Source organism: Bacillus sp. PS237 (assembly GCF_037963345.1).
In the GTDB taxonomy this organism is placed as follows: domain Bacteria; phylum Bacillota; class Bacilli; order Bacillales; family Bacillaceae; genus Bacillus; species Bacillus subtilis.
The window spans coordinates 2392515-2410603 of sequence record NZ_CP150156.1 but is presented as its reverse complement, the minus strand read 5'-3'; the positions used below and the strand labels follow the sequence as shown (position 1 = coordinate 2410603).

Here is an 18089-nt window from a genome sequence, read left to right as displayed (position 1 = left end):
AAATAGAGGTGCTTACATGAACAAAGGCCAGAGGCATATTAAAATCAGAGAGATCATTACAAGCAATGAAATCGAAACGCAGGATGAATTGGTCGACATGCTAAAGCAGGATGGATACAAAGTAACGCAGGCCACGGTATCACGGGATATTAAAGAACTTCACCTTGTAAAAGTGCCTACAAATAATGGTTCTTACAAATACAGTCTTCCGGCGGACCAGCGTTTCAATCCGCTGTCAAAGCTAAAGCGGGCATTGATGGACGCATTTGTGAAAATAGACTCAGCAAGCCATATGATTGTGCTGAAAACGATGCCGGGCAATGCCCAGGCAATCGGGGCGCTGATGGACAATTTGGACTGGGATGAAATGATGGGGACCATTTGCGGAGATGATACGATTTTAATTATTTGCCGGACTCCTGAAGATACAGAAGGCGTAAAAAACAGGCTCCTTGAACTGCTGTAACAGAAAATCTAACAAAGATAAGAGGTGTAATGCTGTTTGTTAGCTGAACTATCGATTAAAAACTTTGCCATTATTGAGGAACTGACGGTTTCTTTTGAACGCGGGCTTACGGTTTTAACAGGAGAAACCGGAGCCGGCAAATCCATCATCATAGATGCCATTTCTCTTTTAGTCGGAGGCCGCGGATCATCTGAATTTGTTAGATATGGGGAAGCAAAAGCCGAACTTGAAGGGCTGTTTCTGTTGGAGAGCGGCCATCCTGTTTTAGGCGTATGCGCTGAGCAGGGAATCGACGTTTCAGACGAAATGATCGTCATGAGAAGGGATATCAGCACGAGCGGGAAAAGCGTTTGCCGTGTCAATGGCAAGCTTGTCACGATTGCTTCACTAAGAGAGATCGGCAGGCTTTTATTAGATATTCACGGGCAGCACGATAACCAGCTGTTAATGGAAGACGAAAATCATCTCCAGCTTTTGGACAAGTTTGCCGGGGCCGAAGTGGAAAGCGCGCTCAAAACGTATCAGGAAGGGTACCAGCGGTATGTGAAGCTGCTCAAAAAGCTTAAGCAGCTTTCTGAAAGCGAACAGGAAATGGCCCATCGTCTTGATCTTATTCAATTTCAGCTCGAAGAAATCGAATCGGCAAAGCTTGAGCTTAACGAAGATGAACAGCTCCAAGAAGAGCGCCAGCAAATTTCAAACTTTGAGAAGATATATGAGTCGCTGCAAAATGCATATAACGCGCTTCGCAGTGAGCAGGGCGGATTGGACTGGGTTGGAATGGCATCAGCGCAGCTTGAAGATATATCTGATATAAACGAACCGCTGAAAAAAATGTCTGAAAGTGTTTCGAACTCCTACTATTTGCTTGAGGATGCCACATTTCAGATGAGAAATATGCTGGATGAGCTTGAATTTGATCCGGAACGCCTGAACTATATTGAGACGCGACTTAATGAAATCAAACAGCTGAAACGAAAATACGGTGCCACTGTTGAAGACATTTTGGAATATGCTTCTAAAATTGAAGAAGAGATTGACCAAATTGAAAACAGGGACAGCCACCTTCAAAGCTTGAAAAAGGAGCTTGACTCCGTCGGCAAAGATGTCGCAGTGGAAGCGGCAAATGTGTCACAAATCCGAAAAACATGGGCGAAAAAGCTGGCTGATGAGATTCATCGGGAATTAAAAAGCCTGTACATGGAAAAATCAACTTTTGATACGGAATTTAAGGTCAGAACAGCGTCACGCAATGAAGAGGCGCCGCTTGTAAACGGCCAGCCCGTTCAGCTGACTGAACAAGGGATTGACCTGGTGAAGTTTTTAATTTCAACCAATACAGGCGAGCCGCTGAAATCCCTTTCGAAAGTCGCTTCAGGTGGAGAGCTGTCACGGGTGATGCTTGCCATAAAAAGCATTTTTTCCTCACAACAGGATGTGACATCGATCATTTTTGACGAGGTTGATACCGGTGTAAGCGGCAGGGTCGCACAGGCAATTGCTGAGAAGATCCATAAGGTGTCAATAGGATCACAAGTGCTGTGCATTACACACCTGCCTCAGGTGGCTGCCATGGCCGATACGCATCTTTATATTGCGAAGGAGTTAAAAGACGGCAGAACGACGACACGTGTCAAGCCGCTCTCTAAGCAGGAAAAGGTAGCGGAAATCGGGCGCATGATTGCAGGTGTCGAAGTAACCGACTTAACGAAACGCCATGCGAAAGAACTTTTAAAACAAGCGGATCAAGTCAAAACAACTGGGTAAGCTGCGCGAGAAGCGCAGCTTATTTTTTTCGTGCACATCCATTCGTTCATCAGTATATCCAATGTTTTTCTTCATATGACAGTTATAAATAAGCCGTCAGAAGGCAAAATTAAATGATGTAGCAGCAAGTCATAAAGAAGGTGTGGGATAGGAGCGAGGAGAGTGAAGTAGTGAATGCCCGATAACATCAGAAAAGCAGTAGGTTTAATTCTCCTTGTTTCGTTATTAAGTGTAGGTTTATGCAAACCGCTAAAAGAATATTTACTGATTCCAACGCAAATGAGAGTATTTGAAACCCAAACACAAGCGATTGAAACGAGTTTATCGGTAAACGCTCAGACATCAGAATCCTCAGAAGCGTTTACAGTAAAGAAAGATCCGCATGAAATCAAGGTGACGGGCAAAAAATCAGGTGAGTCAGAATTGGTATATGATCTTGCCGGATTTCCAATTAAAAAAACAAAAGTGCATGTTCTTCCTGATTTAAAAGTTATACCTGGCGGACAATCAATCGGTGTAAAACTTCATTCCGTCGGTGTTCTTGTCGTCGGATTTCATCAAATCAATACAAGTGAAGGCAAAAAATCTCCGGGAGAAACGGCAGGAATTGAAGCGGGCGACATCATTATTGAGATGAATGGACAGAAAATTGAAAAAATGAATGATGTAGCCCCATTTATTCAAAAGGCTGGGAAAACTGGTGAATCTTTAGACTTACTGATCAAACGTGATAAACAGAAAATCAAAACGAAGCTGATCCCAGAAAAGGATGAAGGAGAAGGCAAATACAGAATCGGGTTATATATCAGAGATTCTGCTGCTGGCATCGGCACTATGACCTTTTATGAACCGAAAACAAAAAAATACGGAGCACTTGGCCACGTGATTTCCGATATGGACACAAAGAAACCAATTGTAGTGGAGAATGGAGAAATCGTTAAATCCACTGTAACATCAATTGAAAAAGGGACAGGCGGTAATCCGGGAGAAAAACTGGCGCGATTTTCCTCAGAACGCAAAACGATCGGGGATATTAACAGAAACAGCCCGTTTGGGATTTTCGGCACACTGCATCAGCCGATTCAAAACAACATATCAGATCAAGCATTGCCGGTTGCGTTTTCTACCGAAGTCAAAAAAGGGCCGGCTGAAATTTTAACGGTTATTGATGATGACAAAGTAGAAAAATTCGATATTGAAATCGTCAGCACAACGCCGCAAAAATTCCCTGCGACAAAAGGAATGGTGTTGAAAATTACCGATCCAAGACTGTTGAAAGAAACAGGAGGCATCGTACAGGGGATGAGCGGAAGCCCGATCATTCAAAATGGAAAAGTGATCGGTGCTGTCACCCATGTATTTGTAAATGACCCGACAAGCGGCTACGGTGTTCATATTGAATGGATGCTGTCAGAAGCAGGAATCGATATTTATGGAAAAGAAAAAGCAAGCTGACTGCCGGAGTTTCCGGCAGTTTTTTTATTTTGATCCCTCTTCACTTCTCAGAATACATACGGTAAAATATACAAAAGAAGATTTTTCGACAAATTCACGTTTCCTTGTTTGTCAAATTTCATTTTTAGTCGAAAAACAGAGAAAAACATAGAATAACAAAGATATGCCACTAATATTGGTGATTATGATTTTTTTAGAGGGTATATAGCGGTTTTGTCGAATGTAAACATGTAGCAAGGGTGAATCCTGTTAACTACATTTGGGGAGGAAGAAACGTGGAGAAAATTAAAGTTTGTGTTGCTGATGATAATCGAGAGCTGGTAAGCCTGTTAAGTGAATATATAGAAGGACAGGAAGACATGGAAGTGATCGGCGTTGCTTATAACGGACAGGAATGCCTGTCGCTGTTTAAAGAAAAAGATCCCGATGTGCTCGTATTAGATATTATTATGCCGCATCTAGACGGACTTGCGGTTTTAGAGAGGCTGAGGGAATCAGATCTGAAAAAACAGCCGAATGTCATTATGCTGACAGCCTTTGGGCAGGAAGATGTCACGAAAAAGGCCGTCGATTTAGGCGCGTCCTACTTTATTCTCAAACCGTTTGATATGGAAAACCTTGTCGGCCATATCCGCCAGGTCAGCGGAAATGCCAGCAGTGTGACGCATCGTGCGCCATCATCGCAAAGCAGTATTATACGCAGCAGCCAGCCTGAACCAAAGAAGAAAAATCTCGACGCGAGCATCACAAGCATTATCCATGAAATCGGCGTCCCAGCCCATATTAAAGGCTATCTCTATCTGCGCGAAGCAATCTCAATGGTATACAATGACATCGAATTGCTCGGCAGCATTACAAAAGTCCTCTATCCGGACATCGCCAAAAAATTTAACACAACCGCAAGCCGTGTAGAAAGAGCGATCCGCCATGCAATTGAAGTGGCATGGAGCAGAGGAAACATTGATTCCATTTCCTCGTTGTTTGGTTATACTGTCAGCATGACAAAAGCTAAACCTACCAACAGTGAATTCATTGCAATGGTTGCGGATAAGCTGAGGTTAGAGCATAAGGCTTCTTAAACATGAGCTTATTAAGTGGTCATTAAATCAAACGTCTTTTATTTATTAGTTTGCGCTGATAAATAGGAGGCGTTTTGTTTTGGGGACATTTGTAGTATGGGAGAAGAATATTAAGTATCCGCATATAGTAAAGGATAGGTTTGAAAAGTAAGGAAAGCAAATGGCGGTATTACCTGCACTCTTGGTCCATTCATACATCTTATAGGATCACGAAGCATGATCGACCCTAGATGTGTCCGTTATAAAATGAAACCTTTCTCCTGCAAAATCGTAAGTAAGGCGTATTCATGTAAAAAGGAGACGTACGAATGAAAAAGAAAAAAGCAAGAAAGCGTGAGGGGTTTTTCCTGGATTTTCTTTTCGAAGTTGGTGGGGAGCTCTTTCTTTTGCTGTTTAGATGTGTACACAAACTATTTATATAAAGGGAAAAAAGACTGCCGAATCGTTTCGGCAGTCTTTGCACATTAATCTTTATAAGGCACCCAGCCTTGTGTGTTCACAATTGCTTGCCATAGCGGTTCAGGCAAATGATATTTTTCTTTATCTGTGCCTTTGATCACTGTTTCGATTTGCTTTTCACGGCCTTCTTTTACTTTTACCGTCCAGTTAGGGTCAACTAGAATTTCGCGTCCCATAGCGACCAGTGGAATACCGTTTTCGATGACGGCAAGCGCGTCATCAGCGGAATGGATGGAACCGACGGCGATCAGCGGCACTTTGTTTCCGACACGTTCATTCAATAAGTCCATGCGTGTGCGAGTCGGATCTGCACCGCGGCGCGCTTTTGAGTTCACGTCCATCAGTGAGATATGAAGATAATCCAATTCTTTATCCCCTAAAGCATCAACAAGCGTATAAGTTTCAGTCATTGTCAATCCCGGTGTCTCAGGTTCTTCCGGAGACAGGCGGTAGCCGACTAAGAATGCACCCTTCGCATGTTCTGAAGCGGCTTTTTTCACTTCATCGACAATAGCGAGCGGGAAGGCTAATCGTTTTTCATCGCTTCCTCCCCAGCGATCCGTGCGCTGGTTGGTTTTCGGAGAATAAAACTGCTGAATTAAGTAGCCGTTTGCACCGTGAATTTCGACACCGTCAAAGCCGGCTTCAATGGCGCGTCTTGTCGCTTCTCCAAACGCCTTCACAATGTTTTCCACTTCTTCTTCTGTTAATGCGCGAGCAATTTGTTTGCCGTTATCAAACACGTCACTTGGCCCCACAACATCCTGTTGAGGAACGAGCTCAGACGGGCACTCAATACCGCCGTGATGAATTTGTACAACAGCTTTAGCGCCTTGTGCCTGAATGGCTTGTGCTAACTTTTTTAAACCTGGAATGTTGGAATCGTCATGGATGGCCGGCTGCCCGGGGAATGCTTTTCCGTCCGGTGTAACATTTGCGCAGGCTGTAATCACCATTCCCATCTCTTTTGAACGGGGGATGATGTAGTCGAGCTCCGCTTCAGATATTGTACCGTCTTCATTAGAAGCGTAATGAGTCATCGGTGCTACTGCGATCCGGTTGTTGATTGTAACGCCGCTTTTAAACGTAAATGGTTCAAAAAGTGGCTTATACTTAGGATTCATTTGATCATCTTCTTTCGTTTGGATTCGCACATATTCTAGCCTATATGTAAAAATTAATGCAATTGATCTGCTTTACCGACTGAATATCTTGAGTGCAGAGTGATGTTTTGGCCGCTCTTTTTCGGGGCCTTTGTAGCCGCCACTGATTTGGTGGCCGATGGAGCATGTGATGACAGCTGCCGCCAGCAGCAGAACGAATTTTTTCATGGCTTTAACTTCTTTCAATAAAGTAAATATCCTTTAAAAGGTTACGCTTGGCTGACCCACCCGTCAAACGATTTGCTCACCCTATTCTCAAATTTTTTAAAATGAATAAAAAGTTGCTTCTTTCCGCTAATTTTTTCTAATTGGCGCCTCAATTAGAGCCATCCTCATAGACAAATCTGCTCGTTATCTTTCTAACAACAGGAAATGATCGGGTCGTATAGCCCTTTTGAAAATCATGGAACTTGCTCGCCTGCATTCGCGTTGTCTTTACAAATTCTCCATTCTGGTCAAAGATAAAAGCCAAACATCAGGAAGAGGTGGTCATGTGAAACAAACGGTTCTTTTGCTGTTTACTGCGCTCTTTCTTTCGGGGTGCAGTGTTGCAAGTGCGGATGACTCAGTGCCGAGGTTTACCGAAGAGGGAAAATACATTGGCTCGGCTGATCCTCATACGATTGCGGTTTCTCTTAATGGAGAAGAAACCATGATACAAGTTCCGAAGGATAAACGTGATGAATGTGAATCACTGCCAGATCAGACACATGTCCTGGTGAAATATACAAAGAAGGATAATGGAACTTTACAGCTGGAAGATATTCAGCTGCGAAAGAACTCGTGACCGGAGGGAGTAAGTTGAGAATGTTATGGAGGAGCTTGGCGCTGTGCGGATTGGCTTTGACGCTCGCGCCTTGTGCACAGGCAGCAGAGCCGATAGAAGGGAAAACAGTGTATATTGATGCCGGACACGGCGGTGAAGACAGTGGAGCGGTCGGAAACGGGCTCTTTGAAAAGGATATTAATTTGGCTGTCTCAGAGCATGTGACAGACAAACTAAAAGAGGAGGGAGCCAATCCTGTTGCATCCCGGTCTGACGATCATTTTCTGACCTTGGAGGAAAGAGTGGCTAAGGCAAGTGCCAATCAGGCTGACCTTTTTGTCAGCATTCATGTGAATTCAGGGGTTGCTTCAGCTTCAGGAACAGAAACGTATTTTCAATCTGATTATGAAGGGGAGAACAGCCGGCGTCTGGCATCCGATATTCAGTCACAGCTCGTTTCTTCCTTACAAACGAGAGACAGGGGCGTGAAAGAATCAGACTTTTACGTCATTACATATTCACAAATGCCAAGTGTGTTGGCGGAGCTTGGGTTTATCACGAACAGCTCTGACGCGGACAAGCTGGGAAGTGAAGAATACCAGCAAAAGGCCGCAGATGCGATTGTCAATGGCATTGATTCTTATTATGATCAGTAGATTGATACAGCCTTAATCCTAGAGTGGAGCCGACAAAATAAGTATAATGGAGAAAACTTTAGGGTTTGAGGTGAAACGATGACAAAGATTTTTGCCCACCGGGGGGCATCAGGTCAATTTCCCGAAAATACAATGCTTGCATTTGAAAAAGGAATTGAAGCCGGAGCGGATGGGATAGAGCTTGATGTACAGCTGACGAAAGACGGACGCATTGTTGTAATTCATGATGAAAGACTTAATCGCACGACATCACTTAAAGGATTCGTGAAGGATACAGCCTATGATGAGGTAAAGACTGCGAATGCGGCCGCTGGTCACGATCAAGCGTACAGCGATATAAAAGTGCCGCTGCTAGAAGATGTGCTCTCGTGGGCGGTAAAAAAGGATTTTCTCATCAACATTGAATTAAAAAACAGCGTGATCCGCTATGAGGGAATGGAAGAAAAAGTGCTGGAGGCAGTGAAGCGATTTAATGTAGAGGACAGAGTCATCCTATCCACGTTTAATCATGACAGCTTGGCGCTGTGCGCCCGGCTTGCACCGCATATCGAACGGGCAGTATTAACTTCAGATGTGCTTTATCAGGCAGATCGATATATCGCGTCTATTCCGGCTTCCGGCTATCACCCGAAGATAAACAGCCCAGGGGTCACAGATGAAGTACTGAAGAAAATGAGGAACGGTTTGATTAAGGTAAGGCCGTATACAGTCAATCGTCCGGAAGATATGAAGCGTCTCATTGAAGCGGGAGCAGACGGCATGTTTACCGACTTTCCAGAAAAGGCTTCGGCATTGCTGAAAAATGAATAGTTGTTAGAAGGAGGCTGTTTGACGCAGCCTTCTTTTTTCATTCATTCATGCCCGTTTCAAAGCATACATTCATAGAAGACAACTAGAAATTGTAAGCGCTGTCTATCTTCTGAATGAGGTGAAACCATGAGGAAAACAGTCATTGTAAGTGCTGCAAGAACTCCATTTGGCAAATTCGGCGGAGTTTTGAAAGAGGTGAAAGCTGCTGAGCTTGGGGGCATTGTGATGAAGGAGGCGCTGCAACAGGCTGGAGTCTCTGGAGATGATGTAGAAGGAAACGTCATGGGCATGGTTGTCCAGGCCGGCTCAGGGCAGATACCTTCCCGTCAAGCTGCCCGTCTGGCGGGAATGCCTTGGAGTGTGCCGTCAGAAACACTGAATAAAGTCTGTGCTTCCGGCCTTCGCGCTGTCACTTTATGTGATCAAATGATTCGGGCGCAGGATGCGGACATACTTGTTGCGGGGGGGATGGAAAGCATGAGCAATATTCCGTATGCCGTTCCCGCCGGGCGCTGGGGAGCACGGATGGGGGACGGCGAGCTTAGGGACTTAATGGTGTATGACGGATTAACGTGCGCATTTGACGAGGTGCACATGGCTGTTCACGGAAATACAGCTGCCAAGGAATATGCAATCTCACGAAGAGAGCAGGACGAATGGGCGTTGAGAAGTCATGCAAGGGCAGCTAAGGCCGCCGATGAAGGGAAGTTTCAGGATGAAATTGTTCCCGTCAACTGGATCGGTCGAAAAGGAAAACCAAACGTTGTTGATAAAGATGAAGCGATTCGCCGTGACACAAGTCTGGATCAGCTCGCAAAACTTGCTCCGATTTATGCAAGTGACGGTTCTATCACAGCCGGCAATGCTCCTGGAGTCAATGACGGAGCCGGCGCGTTCGTGCTGATGTCTGAGGAAAAAGCTGCTGAGCTTGGCAAACGGCCTCTGGCTACAATTCTTGGTTTTTCAACTACGGGAATGCCAGCGCACGAGCTGGCGGCAGCGCCAGGGTTTGCTATTAACAAGCTCCTGAAAAAGAATGGTTTAACTGTCCAAGATATTGACTTGTTTGAAGTAAATGAAGCTTTTGCTTCAGTTGTTTTGACATGTGAAAAAATCGTAGGTTTCGATCTTGAAAAAGTAAATGTGAATGGCGGTGCGATCGCGCTCGGCCACCCGATCGGCGCGAGCGGTGCGAGAATTCTCATGACGCTTGTTTATGAATTAAAGCGACGGGGAGGGGGTCTGGGCGTTGCCGCTATTTGCAGCGGGGCAGCACAGGGAGACGCCGTCTTAGTGCAGGTTCATTAAAACATGATGAAAAAGGGGATTTGAATGGAAATCAAACAAATCATGGTAGCTGGCGCAGGTCAGATGGGGAGCGGAATTGCTCAAACAGCCGCCGACGCGGGCTTTTATGTGCGGATGTATGATGTGAATCCAGAGGCCGCGGAGGCAGGATTGAAACGGCTGAAGAAACAGCTGGCCCGTGATGCTGAGAAAGGAAAAAGGACCGAGACGGAAGTGAAGAGCGTAATCAACCGCATTTCGATTTCTCAAACACTTGAGGAGGCAGAGCATGCGGACATTGTGATTGAGGCTATCGCAGAAAACATGGCGGCAAAAACTGAGATGTTTAAAACACTTGATCGCATTTGCCCGCCTCATACGATTTTGGCCAGCAATACATCTTCCTTGCCTATTACAGAAATCGCTGCTGTAACAAACCGGCCTCAACGGGTTATTGGCATGCATTTTATGAATCCCGTCCCTGTAATGAAGCTGGTAGAAGTGATTCGAGGCTTGGCTACATCAGAAGAAACGGCCTTAGATGTTATGGCATTAGCGGAAAAGATGGGGAAAACAGCGGTAGAAGTCAATGATTTTCCTGGGTTTGTTTCCAACCGTGTGCTTCTTCCAATGATTAATGAAGCCATCTATTGCGTGTATGAGGGAGTGGCGAAGCCGGAGGCAATAGATGAAGTGATGAAGCTGGGCATGAATCATCCGATGGGTCCGCTTGCATTAGCGGATTTTATCGGACTGGATACGTGTTTATCAATTATGGAAGTCCTTCACTCAGGCCTTGGCGATTCCAAATACCGTCCTTGCCCGCTGCTCCGCAAGTATGTCAAAGCAGGCTGGCTTGGCAAAAAGAGCGGACGCGGTTTTTATGACTATGAGGAGAAGACTTCCTGAAGTCTATTCCATCCGGGGGTGGCCGAGTTGCATGTAACCCAAGAGCAAGTCATGATGCGAAAAATGGTGCGTGATTTTGCACGAAAAGAAATTGCTCCCGCTGCGGAAATCATGGAGAAAACGGACGAATTTCCCTTTCAGCTGATCAAAAAAATGGGTAAACACGGACTGATGGGAATACCGGTGCCGGAACAATACGGCGGTGCTGGAGCGGACGTTGTTTCTTATATTTTGGCAATTCATGAGATTTCTAGAATCAGCGCGGCTGTCGGCGTGATTCTCTCCGTTCATACCTCAGTCGGCACGAATCCGATTCTGTATTTCGGCAACGAAGAACAGAAGATGAAATATATACCAAATCTCGCGTCAGGAGACCATTTGGGCGCATTTGCACTAACGGAGCCTCACTCGGGGTCGGATGCCGGGAGCCTCCGCACAACAGCAATCAAAAAGAACGGCAAATACCTATTAAACGGATCGAAAATATTCATAACGAATGGCGGAGCAGCTGATATCTATATCACATTTGCTTTAACAGCTCCAGATCAAGGCAGGCACGGGATTTCGGCTTTTATTGTTGAAAAAAACACACCCGGTTTTACCGTTGGAAAAAAAGAAAGAAAGCTGGGGCTTTATGGCTCCAATACTACGGAACTGATTTTTGATAATGCAGAAGTGCCTGAAGCCAATTTGCTTGGCAAAGAGGGGGATGGCTTTCACATTGCCATGGCGAATTTAAATGTCGGCCGGATCGGCATTGCGGCACAGGCCCTCGGAATTGCAGAGGCGGCTCTTGAGCATGCCGTTGATTATGCGAAGCAGCGAGTGCAATTTGGAAGGCCGATTGCAGCCAATCAAGGCATATCATTTAAGCTGGCTGATATGGCGACTAGAGCTGAGGCGGCAAGACATCTTGTCTACCACGCTGCAGACCTTCATAACCGCGGCCTAAACTGTGGAAAAGAAGCGTCTATGGCTAAACAATTTGCTTCCGATGCAGCCGTAAAGGCGGCGTTAGACGCCGTTCAAATTTATGGGGGATATGGCTATATGAAGGATTATCCAGTTGAGCGCCTGCTTCGCGATGCAAAGGTGACGCAAATTTATGAAGGGACGAACGAGATTCAAAGACTGATTATTTCCAAGTATTTGCTTGGCGGAACCTGATAGACAAAAAACGCAAAAACGGAGGTTGAGGATATGGAGGAGAAACAGCATTATTCTCCAGGGTTGGACGGTGTGATTGCGGCAGAAACTCATATTTCTTATCTTGACACGCAGTCCAGCCAGATTTTGATAAGAGGCTATGATTTAATAGAACTTTCTGAAACAAAAAGCTATCTGGAGCTTGTCCATTTATTGCTGGAGGGCAGGCTGCCAGAAGAAAGTGAAATGGAAACGCTGGAACGTAAAATAAACAGTGCCTCAAGCCTGCCTGCTGATCATCTCCGTCTGCTTGAGCTGCTCCCTGAGGACACTCATCCAATGGATGGTCTGCGTACCGGCCTGTCGGCACTTGCTGGCTATGATCGGCAAATTGATGATCGGTCTCCTTCCGCAAACAAAGAACGCGCCTATCAGCTTCTTGGGAAAATGCCTGCCCTCACTGCTGCCAGCTACAGGATCATTAATAAGAAAGAACCGATTCTTCCGCTTCAAACCCTATCCTACAGTGCGAATTTTCTCTACATGATGACAGGGAAATTGCCGTCTTCATTGGAAGAACAGATTTTTGACCGGTCGCTCGTCCTGTACAGTGAGCATGAGATGCCGAATTCAACCTTTGCGGCCAGGGTCATTGCATCTACACATTCAGATCTTTATGGGGCTTTGACTGGGGCTGTCGCTTCCCTGAAAGGGAATCTTCACGGAGGAGCAAACGAAGCTGTGATGTATTTGCTTTTGGAGGCAAAAACGACATCTGATTTTGAGCAGCTTTTGCAAACAAAACTGAAAAGAAAAGAAAAAATCATGGGCTTCGGCCACCGGGTGTATATGAAAAAAATGGACCCGAGAGCACTCATGATGAAAGAGGCGCTGCAGCAATTATGCGATAAAGCCGGTGACCATCGTTTATATGAGATGTGCGAAGCGGGTGAGCGGCTGATGGAGAAGGAAAAAGGGCTTTACCCGAATTTGGATTACTATGCTGCCCCAGTGTATTGGATGCTCGGCATACCGATTCCTTTATATACGCCGATCTTTTTCAGCGCGAGAACGTCCGGTTTATGCGCCCATGTGATCGAACAGCATGCCAATAATCGGCTCTTCCGTCCCCGTGTCAGTTACATGGGCCCGCGATATCAAACAAAATCATGAAAGGAGCTGGTAGAATGCCGAAAACGGATCGTGTTATCGAAGAAATCACAGACTATGTGCTTGAGAAAGAGATTACTAGTGCCGAAGCGTATACAACAGCGGGGCATGTATTGCTGGATACCCTGGGCTGCGGAATCTTGGCGCTACGGTATCCGGAATGCACAAAGCTGCTTGGCCCGATTGTTCCAGGAACGACTGTGCCGAATGGAAGCAAAGTGCCGGGAACGTCATATGTTCTCGATCCTGTGAGGGCAGCGTTTAATATTGGCTGCATGATTCGCTGGCTCGATTACAACGATACGTGGCTGGCGGCGGAGTGGGGGCATCCATCCGATAACTTGGGAGGAATCCTTGCCGCTGCTGATTATGTATCAAGAGTGAGGCTGTCTGAAGGAAAAGAGCCGTTAACGGTACGCGACGTACTTGAGATGATGATCAAAGCACACGAGATCCAAGGTGTGCTGGCGTTAGAAAACAGCTTAAATCGAGTTGGCCTTGACCATGTGCTGTTTGTCAAAGTTGCGACAACTGCTGTTGCAGCAAAGCTTTTGGGCGGCGGAAGAGAAGAAATCAAAAATGCGCTTTCGAATGCATGGATTGACAATGCAGCATTGAGGACATACCGCCATTCACCGAATACAGGCTCGCGTAAATCATGGGCGGCAGGAGATGCAACGAGCAGAGGTGTTCATTTGGCGCTGATGTCGTTAAAAGGGGAAATGGGTTATCCGACAGCCTTGAGTGCACCGGGTTGGGGGTTCCAAGACGTTTTATTCAATAAGAAAGAGATCAAGCTTGCCCGTCCGCTCGACGCTTATGTCATGGAAAATGTGTTATTTAAAGTGTCTTATCCTGCGGAATTTCACGCCCAGACAGCGGCGGAGTCCGCCGTCATTCTTCACCCGCAGGTAAAGAACCGGATTGACGAGATTGACCGAGTTGTCATCAGAACGCATGAATCAGCTATCCGAATCATTGATAAAAAAGGCCCGCTCCACAATCCGGCAGACCGTGATCACTGCCTCCAATACATTACAGCAATCGGTTTGCTTTTTGGTGATATCACCGCACAGCATTATGAAGCTGAAACAGCGAATGATCCGAGAATAGATAAACTTCGTGATAAAATGGAAGTGACTGAAAATAAAACATATACCGAGGATTATTTGAAGCCTGATAAACGCTCCATCTCAAATGCCGTTCAGGTTCATTTTAAAGATGGAACGAGCACGGAAATGGTGGAATGTGAGTTTCCCCTCGGCCATCGTTTTCGAAGAGAGGAAGCAGTGCCGAAACTGCTGGAAAAGTTTTCTGACAATCTCAAAACCCATTTTCCTGATAAACAGCACAAACACATTTATGAGCGCTGTACCAGCTATGAGACATTACAAACGATGCGCGTAAATGAATTCGTAGACATGTTCTGCATGTAAAAGGGGGATTTTGTTTCATGTCGTGGATCGTCAATAAGCAATCGTCACAAGAGGAGCTTGCCGGGCGTTTCCGCAAGCTGATGTCAGCACCGGACATTCTTCAAATTCCCGGCGCCCATGACGGGATGGCCGCTTTGCTTGCGAAAGAAGCCGGTTTTTCTGCTATTTATTTGTCCGGTGCTGCCTATACAGCCAGCAGGGGGCTGCCTGATTTAGGGATCATCACATCGGCAGAGATAGCTGAACGGGCCAAAGATCTTGTGCGTGCAGCTGATCTGCCTTTGCTTGTGGATATCGATACGGGATTTGGCGGTGTCTTAAATGCCGCCCGAACAGCCCGGGAGATGCTTGAAGCCAGGGTAGCAGCCGTTCAAATGGAAGACCAGCAGCTCCCAAAAAAATGCGGACATTTAAATGGCAAACAGCTAGTTCCGATAAAGGAAATGGCGCAAAAAATAAAAGCCATTAAACAAGCGGCACCCTCCCTTATTGTTGTTGCCCGTACTGATGCCAGGGCGCAGGAAGGGCTTGATGCCGCAATAAAACGTTCAGAGGCTTACATTGAGGCGGGAGCGGACGCAATTTTCCCGGAAGCGCTACAGGCGGAGAATGAATTCCGCCAGTTTGCTGAGCGTATCCCCGTTCCGCTCCTTGCGAATATGACTGAATTTGGGAAAACGCCATATTATCGTGCCGATGAATTCGAAGATATGGGGTTTCACATGGTGATATATCCTGTCACCTCGCTTCGAGCGGCGGCAAAAGCTTGTGAGCGGATGTTTGGTTTGATGAAGGAGCACGGCTCACAAAAAGAAGGACTTCATGATATGCAGACACGAAAAGAACTGTACGATACGATTTCTTATTATGACTATGAAGCGTTAGACAAAACGATTGCCAAGACCGTTTTGCCTGACGAATAATGCAACAAAAAAAGCCGGAGCATTCTCCGGCTTTTTTTCAGCTATCGTTTTCTGAATCGCGGGCTGACTTGATTGCGTTTTCTGTCTCTGTATAAAATGAACCCGGCCAGCACATAGAGGCCGATCGCAAAAAAGATGAATCCTGACAACCCTTGGAGCCAAAGAGCTGAAAATGGCTTGATTGTATGGCCGAAAAGTGTATCTCTCATCAGTTTAATGCCTAAAGCAGAAATAGCCCCGGGGATGACTAATATTAAAAGCGCAAGAAGTCGGCTCATCTTCAGAAAACCCCTTTATCTTTTCATTTCCTTTATTGTCCAGCGGAAAAAATATTTTGTCAAGAGAAGAAAACGTGGTAACATAGGGTTGTGCAAATTATTGCAACGGAATAAATAGGTGTGCAAATTTTTTCATACAAAGGGGTATCGGGATGCAAAAGGTACTGATAGTAGGTGCCGGCAAAAGGGGAACGGCGTTATTACATATTCTGATTAAAACAGCCATCATAGATATCATTGCCGTAGTTGACAAAGACCCCGAGGCGCCGGGATTGAAAGAAGCAGAACAGTATGGGATTGCCGTATCATCTGATTGGAAACCTTACATACAACAAAAACCGGATATCGTCATTCATACTACCGGCGATCAAGCCGTGTTTGACGAGCTCCTTCAAAGAAAGCATGAAGATACCATTGTCATGCCGGGAAAAATGGCATACATCGTTTTTCAGCTGATGGAAGAAAAGCAGCACCTGATTCAAATGCTAAAAGAGCAAACCTATAAATATGACAGAATTTTTAATTCCACCCATGATGGAATGATTTTTATTGATATCAATGAAGAAATCATTCTCTTTAACCATATGGCCGAAAAAATGGTCGGAAAAAAACGTGAGGAAGTCATTGGGCGCCCAATAAAAGAAGTGATTCCGAGCACTAAGATGCCGCGGATTTTAAAAACAAGAGTGCCTGAATACAACCAGAAGCAGCTGTTAGGCGATCATTTGCAAATTGTGACCACAAGACTGCCGATTATTGATGAAGGCGGACGTCTGCTCGGGGCTCTTTGTGTGTTTAAAGATATCACTGATGCGGTCGAGCTGGCAGAGGAAGTGACCAACTTAAAGCAGGTCCGTACGATGCTGGAGGCAATTATTCAATCCTCCGATGAGGCGATTTCTGTCGTTGATGAAAACGGCATCGGCCTGCTAATCAATAAAGCGTATACGAAAATGACGGGGCTTTCTGAAAAAGAAGTCATCGGCAAGCCTGCAAACACTGATATTTCCGAAGGCGAAAGCATGCATTTAAAGGTGCTTGAAACAAGACGTCCTGTCCGCGGTGTCAGAATGAAGGTCGGCCCGAATGAAAAAGAAGTGATCGTTAATGTAGCACCGGTGATTGTGGACGGGATTTTGAAAGGCAGCGTCGGCGTGATTCACGATGTTTCCGAAATTAAAATGCTGACAGCGGAGCTTAATCGCGCCAGACAAATTATTCGCACGCTTGAAGCGAAATACACGTTTGACGACATTATCGGCAAAAGCGAGCAAATGCTGGTTGCGCTTGAGCAGGCGAAGCTCGGTGCGAAAACACCGGCAACCATCTTGCTGCGCGGGGAATCAGGAACAGGAAAAGAACTGTTCGCCCATGCCATCCATAACGAAAGTGACCGGAAATACAATAAATTTATTCGCGTGAATTGTGCAGCCCTTTCTGAAAACCTGCTCGAATCAGAATTGTTCGGCTATGAGGATGGTGCGTTTTCAGGAGCGAAGCGCGGCGGTAAAAAGGGTTTATTTGAGGAAGCAAATAACGGCAGTATTTTCTTAGATGAAATCGGTGAGCTGACACAAAATATGCAGGCCAAATTGCTACGCGTCCTTCAAGAAAAGGAAATCGTCAGAGTGGGCGGCACGAAAGCGATCCCTGTCAACGTCAGAGTGATCGCGGCGACAAATGTAAATATTGAAAAGGCGATGGCGGACGGAACATTCCGGGAAGACCTGTATTACCGGATCAATCGCTATCCGATCTCCATCCCGCCTTTGCGGCAGCGGTTGGAGGACATTGAAGCATTGAGCGTCAGACTTATCCAAAAGATCAACCGGGATTACGGCAGGAATGTAAAAGGGCTCTCACAGCAAGCCTTGCGCGCCTTATCTGCCTACCATTGGCCTGGGAATGTCCGGGAGCTTGAAAATGTCCTTGGACGAGCCATGATTTTTCTGAATCCGCATATGGAATGGATTGAAAAAGATCACTTGCCTGTATTCGAACTTGAGCAAAAAGAAAATGACACAGATCAGGGAACAGGTTTTGATTTTCCGGATATTGAAGGCGAAAAGCTGTCTGTCGCAGTAGAAAAATTTGAAGCGCATTTGATCCAGCAAACGCTTGAAAAGCATCATTTTAACCGGACAAAAACAGCAAAAGCTCTCGGTGTCAGCATTCGGAATTTATATTACAAAATGGATAAATATGGCCTTGCAAATGAAGGCATGCAATAATTTGCAGAATAAACGCAAACATCTGCACGAATGTTTCGGTATACCTGGTATGACAGCACCCTTAAGAGCTGGCATGGAACTTGCATAA

General features: G+C 45.7%; 17 protein-coding genes. 14 read left to right on the top strand and 3 right to left on the bottom strand.

The genetic code is table 11. From position 1 onward, the window contains the following. The first annotated feature begins 16 nt into the window (after positions 1-16). The 4 genes from argR (at position 17) to spo0A (ending at position 4767) form a co-directional block, all read left to right on the top strand. Positions 17-466, top strand: a complete 450-nt coding sequence (gene argR / locus NST22_RS12305; protein WP_003230265.1) for an arginine repressor ArgR — start codon at positions 17-19, stop codon at positions 464-466. 36 nt (positions 467-502) lie between these two features. Then, positions 503-2233, top strand: a complete 1731-nt coding sequence (recN, locus tag NST22_RS12300) for a DNA repair protein RecN (protein ID WP_003230267.1) — start codon at positions 503-505, stop codon at positions 2231-2233. Between the two features lie 174 nt (positions 2234-2407). Continuing rightward, a complete protein-coding gene (gene spoIVB / locus NST22_RS12295; protein ID WP_004398697.1) occupies positions 2408-3688 on the top strand; it encodes a SpoIVB peptidase in 1281 nt (426 codons plus the stop codon). A 275-nt stretch (positions 3689-3963) separates the two neighbouring features. Then, a complete protein-coding gene (gene spo0A, locus NST22_RS12290) occupies positions 3964-4767 on the top strand; it encodes a sporulation transcription factor Spo0A (RefSeq protein WP_003226427.1) in 804 nt (267 codons plus the stop codon). A gap of 464 nt (positions 4768-5231) precedes the next feature. On the opposite strand, the gene NST22_RS12285 is transcribed toward spo0A, so the two are convergent. Together NST22_RS12285 and NST22_RS12280 are read right to left on the bottom strand one after the other, a co-directional pair. Further along, the gene (locus tag NST22_RS12285) at positions 5232-6350 is read right to left on the bottom strand and encodes an NADH-dependent flavin oxidoreductase (RefSeq protein ID WP_004398691.1); all 1119 of its coding nucleotides are present in this window, start codon (positions 6348-6350) and stop codon (positions 5232-5234) included. Between the two features lie 72 nt (positions 6351-6422). Beyond that, positions 6423-6575: a hypothetical protein gene (locus NST22_RS12280; RefSeq protein WP_003230276.1), complete on the bottom strand. Its 153-nt coding sequence runs from the start codon at positions 6573-6575 to the stop codon at positions 6423-6425. A gap of 307 nt (positions 6576-6882) precedes the next feature. On the opposite strand from NST22_RS12280, the gene NST22_RS12275 reads away from it, so the two are divergent. The 9 genes from NST22_RS12275 (at position 6883) to prpB (ending at position 15492) form a co-directional block, all read left to right on the top strand. Then, a complete protein-coding gene (locus NST22_RS12275; RefSeq protein WP_003230284.1) occupies positions 6883-7176 on the top strand; it encodes a lipoprotein in 294 nt (97 codons plus the stop codon). Positions 7177-7190: 14 nt separating this feature from the next. Next, complete coding sequence (locus NST22_RS12270) at positions 7191-7811, top strand: N-acetylmuramoyl-L-alanine amidase (RefSeq protein WP_010886565.1); 621 nt, start codon at positions 7191-7193, stop codon at positions 7809-7811. Positions 7812-7889: 78 nt separating this feature from the next. Next, positions 7890-8621 carry a glycerophosphodiester phosphodiesterase gene (locus NST22_RS12265; RefSeq protein WP_003230288.1) on the top strand — a complete coding sequence of 244 codons (732 nt, stop codon included), beginning with the start codon at positions 7890-7892 and terminating at the stop codon, positions 8619-8621. Between the two features lie 126 nt (positions 8622-8747). Further along, a complete protein-coding gene (locus NST22_RS12260) occupies positions 8748-9929 on the top strand; it encodes an acetyl-CoA C-acetyltransferase (RefSeq protein WP_003230291.1) in 1182 nt (393 codons plus the stop codon). A 24-nt stretch (positions 9930-9953) separates the two neighbouring features. Further along, positions 9954-10817 (top strand): 3-hydroxybutyryl-CoA dehydrogenase, encoded by an 864-nt coding sequence (locus tag NST22_RS12255; protein WP_003230294.1) that lies wholly within the window; start codon positions 9954-9956, stop codon positions 10815-10817. A gap of 27 nt (positions 10818-10844) precedes the next feature. After that, positions 10845-11984 (top strand): Acyl-CoA dehydrogenase, encoded by a 1140-nt coding sequence (locus NST22_RS12250; RefSeq protein WP_003245999.1) that lies wholly within the window; start codon positions 10845-10847, stop codon positions 11982-11984. 33 nt (positions 11985-12017) lie between these two features. Then, on the top strand, positions 12018-13136 hold the full coding sequence (mmgD, locus tag NST22_RS12245; RefSeq protein WP_003230298.1) for a citrate synthase: 1119 nt from the start codon (positions 12018-12020) through the stop codon (positions 13134-13136). A 14-nt stretch (positions 13137-13150) separates the two neighbouring features. Continuing rightward, entirely contained in the window at positions 13151-14569 is a 1419-nt protein-coding gene (locus tag NST22_RS12240) for a bifunctional 2-methylcitrate dehydratase/aconitate hydratase (protein ID WP_004398686.1), read from the top strand. A gap of 17 nt (positions 14570-14586) precedes the next feature. Further along, positions 14587-15492, top strand: a complete 906-nt coding sequence (gene prpB / locus NST22_RS12235; protein WP_004398772.1) for a methylisocitrate lyase — start codon at positions 14587-14589, stop codon at positions 15490-15492. 41 nt (positions 15493-15533) lie between these two features. On the opposite strand, the gene NST22_RS12230 is transcribed toward prpB, so the two are convergent. Further along, positions 15534-15770 (bottom strand): DUF2627 domain-containing protein, encoded by a 237-nt coding sequence (locus NST22_RS12230; RefSeq protein WP_003230304.1) that lies wholly within the window; start codon positions 15768-15770, stop codon positions 15534-15536. 152 nt (positions 15771-15922) lie between these two features. Between NST22_RS12230 and NST22_RS12225 the strand changes: the two genes are divergently transcribed. Beyond that, on the top strand, positions 15923-18001 hold the full coding sequence (locus tag NST22_RS12225) for a sigma-54-dependent Fis family transcriptional regulator (RefSeq protein ID WP_004398669.1): 2079 nt from the start codon (positions 15923-15925) through the stop codon (positions 17999-18001). The last annotated feature ends 88 nt before the right edge of the window (positions 18002-18089 follow it).

Excerpts from the sequence above, each read along its gene's own strand:
- argR (WP_003230265.1), top strand. The coding sequence starts at position 17 with ATGAACAAAGGCCAGAGGCATATTAAAATCAGAGAGATCATTACAAGC.
- spoIVB (WP_004398697.1), top strand. The coding sequence starts at position 2,408 with ATGCCCGATAACATCAGAAAAGCAGTAGGTTTAATTCTCCTTGTTTCG.
- NST22_RS12285 (WP_004398691.1), bottom strand. The coding sequence starts at position 6,350 with ATGAATCCTAAGTATAAGCCACTTTTTGAACCATTTACGTTTAAAAGC.
- NST22_RS12265 (WP_003230288.1), top strand. The coding sequence starts at position 7,890 with ATGACAAAGATTTTTGCCCACCGGGGGGCATCAGGTCAATTTCCCGAA.
- NST22_RS12260 (WP_003230291.1), top strand. The coding sequence starts at position 8,748 with ATGAGGAAAACAGTCATTGTAAGTGCTGCAAGAACTCCATTTGGCAAA.
- NST22_RS12255 (WP_003230294.1), top strand. The coding sequence starts at position 9,954 with ATGGAAATCAAACAAATCATGGTAGCTGGCGCAGGTCAGATGGGGAGC.
- mmgD (WP_003230298.1), top strand. The coding sequence starts at position 12,018 with ATGGAGGAGAAACAGCATTATTCTCCAGGGTTGGACGGTGTGATTGCG.
- NST22_RS12240 (WP_004398686.1), top strand. The coding sequence starts at position 13,151 with ATGCCGAAAACGGATCGTGTTATCGAAGAAATCACAGACTATGTGCTT.
- prpB (WP_004398772.1), top strand. The coding sequence starts at position 14,587 with ATGTCGTGGATCGTCAATAAGCAATCGTCACAAGAGGAGCTTGCCGGG.
- NST22_RS12230 (WP_003230304.1), bottom strand. The coding sequence starts at position 15,770 with ATGAGCCGACTTCTTGCGCTTTTAATATTAGTCATCCCCGGGGCTATT.
- NST22_RS12225 (WP_004398669.1), top strand. The coding sequence starts at position 15,923 with ATGCAAAAGGTACTGATAGTAGGTGCCGGCAAAAGGGGAACGGCGTTA.